Annotated in this window: 2 protein-coding genes; one reads left to right on the forward strand and one right to left on the reverse strand. The window is 73.0% G+C overall.

Features of this window, described 5'->3' with window-relative positions; all coding sequences use genetic code 11:
- A partial coding sequence (locus AC5LSR_RS21450) for a hypothetical protein (protein WP_493468902.1) occupies positions 1 to 1,426 on the reverse strand: 1,426 nt, incomplete at its 3' end.
- Between the two features lie 790 nt (positions 1,427 to 2,216).
- Between AC5LSR_RS21450 and AC5LSR_RS21455 the strand changes: the two genes are divergently transcribed.
- Entirely contained in the window at positions 2,217 to 2,435 is a 219-nt protein-coding gene (locus AC5LSR_RS21455) for a helix-turn-helix domain-containing protein (RefSeq protein WP_013873150.1), read from the forward strand.
- Positions 2,436 to 2,559 lie beyond the last annotated feature (124 nt).

Here is a 2,559-nt window from a genome sequence, read left to right on the forward strand (position 1 = left end):
GGGTGGTGGGGAGGAGGGCTTGGGTGATGATCGCGGTGAGGGCGCCGGCAGTGGTCAGGGCCAGCGGGAGGGGGCCGGCGCGGGCGGTGTCGCCCGGGCCGTTCGGGCGTGGGTCCGGCGCCAGGGCCGGGACCACCAGCCAGCAGTAGAACGGCAGCCAGGAGTGCTCCGGCGCCGTGGCGGCAAGCCCCGTCAGCATGCCGAAGAGAATCGCGGGGACCGCGCCGACCAGGAACGGCCAGCCGGGCGTGAGCCGGATCCGCCGGGCCGCCCGGATGATCACCGGCCCGCACGCGACCAGCACGACCGCCAACCCCACCGGCAGCCGGGCGAGCGGCTCCGGAAGTGTCGCCGCGCCGGCCAGGCCGGCCTGCGCGGCCGTGTGGGCGGCCTGCGCGCGGGCCGCGGCCAGCCCGTCCGGCCAGGAGAACCCCCACAGCGACAGCAGCGACAGCGGCACCAGGAAACAGCCACCGGTGATCACGTTGAGCAGCGGCCGGCGGCGGACGAAGTACGCCGCGACGACCGTCGCGCCAAGCCAGGGCATCGCGTAGTCGAACAGCGTGGCCACGCCGAGGAGCAGGCCGCACGCCGCCGCCCACCACAGCCGCCGTCCCGGCTCGGAGCCGACGACCCCGAGCGTGACGAACGCGGCGCCGAGGGCCGCGGTCACCGCGTCCACCGACGCGGCCGTCCACAGCGCCCAGGGCGCCAGCAGCAGAACCGGGACGAGACGGCGGGCGGCGGTCTCATGGCACAGCGACCGGACCGCGACCGCCACCAGCGGGACCGTGGCCGCGCCCAGCGCCGTCAGGACGGCACCGAGGGCGATCGGCGTGGTGATCCCCAGCTGGGCGAGCAGCCACACCAGCAGCGTCGGCCCCGGGGGGTGGGCCCGCGCGCCGTAGCCGCCGGCACCGGTGTGCTCGGTGAACGTCCGCAGCAGGGCCGTCAGGCCGGCGTCGGCGGCGGCCGGCCCGTCCGGCAGGTGCCCGTCGCTGGCCGTGGACGCACCGACCGCGAGCGCGCCGGCCAGGCCCGGGTGGGCAGTGCCCACCGCCAGCGCCCCCGGGTGGGCACTGCCCACCGCCAGCGCCACGGCCCAGCCCAACGCGGCCACATAGCTGGCAATGAGGAGCGGGACCCACCGCAGCCAGGTGTGGACGCCGCGCCAGGCCGCGACAGCGACCACGGCCGCCACCGCCGGGGCGGACAGGGACGCCGGGGAGACGCCGGGGCGCCGGCCCGCGGTGAACGGCAGCCCGCCGGACATGGCCGGCAGCGGGTTCCATCCCTGGCCGGCGGTGGCACGCGCCAGCGCGGCCAGCCCCAGGCAGCCGGCGATCGTGACGATCCACAGCGCGATTTCCGCGGGCTGGGCGGAATCGCCACCGGAGGACGGCCGGTTCCGCATGCGCTCCCGCATACCCGGCCGTCCGTTTTCACCCGTCCCGCTGCCCGACGGCGCGGCGGTGATCGGAACGTCGGCCACCTTCAGCGTGGCCCGGGGACGCGGGCCGGACAGGGCGTGGGAAAGAAACGGTCATATCGTTGCCGGCCCGCCGGGCGGATCCCGGTTGACGGGGGACGAACGGGTGGCGCGGAAGTGGCGCGCCGCCCGGTGCCGGTGCCGGCCGGAGGCATTTCCGGCGGCGGGCATGCCGACTGGTGAGCCCGGTCCTCCGGCGTGATGACCACATATGCACCGTAACCAGGGTGGCGGCATGCTGTTCGAGCGGCGCGCGAGAGGCTCGTCGATGCCACTGGCGCCGTTCGGCGGACGCCGTTCAGCGAGTGTGGCGTCCGGCGGTGCCGGTGCCACTTCGCCACCGCGCCATCGTCCGTGCCATCGCCCGCGTCACCGTAGCGCCAGCGCCGCGCCACCGTCACGCTGCTGGTTCGTCGCTGGTCCGGGGCGCTGCCCGACGTTACGCGCCAAAGTTTCCGTCGAGCCTGGTAGTGGCAAGAGAGTGTGGACGTTGTCATGATGTTGGTATAAGCACGGCTTCTCTCCGTCGTGTCGGGAAATGGGTCGGATCCGGTGCGTGGTCGTTGTTGTTCTTGTGGTGAGTGGATGGGAAAGACTTGACAGATCCGCCTGGGGGGATCGAGCTTGCGAGGAGATCGTGTGATGGATCACATGCGCTTCGAGTGGCGCGTTCACCGCAACTGAGTGAAGATCGGTTCGCAGATCATCTATCACGGAGGGGGCCACATTGGCCGAGCTTAGGAAAGGAACCCGGATCACCGGCGCGGAGCGCGACAAGCTTGCATCAGAGCTTCGGAAGAAGTACGAGGCAGGGCAGAGCATCCGTCTTCTCGCCGAGTCGTCGGGCCGTTCGTACGGGTTCGTTCACCGCATCCTCTCGGAGTCCGGCACGACCCTGCGGGGTCGTGGCGGCGCCACCCGGGGCAGCAAGAAGAAGAGCGCCTGATCATGTCGGTGCCGGCCGTCGCCGACCAGGCGGCGGTCGGTCTGGCGCTGACGATCGACGGTCCGAGGGCGACCATCGCCGTCGATCGTCAGGACCACGCCACCGTGCGTGTGCCAACTGGGCA

The sequence above is a fragment of the Protofrankia sp. CiP1_Cm_nod4 genome (genome assembly GCF_982290645.1).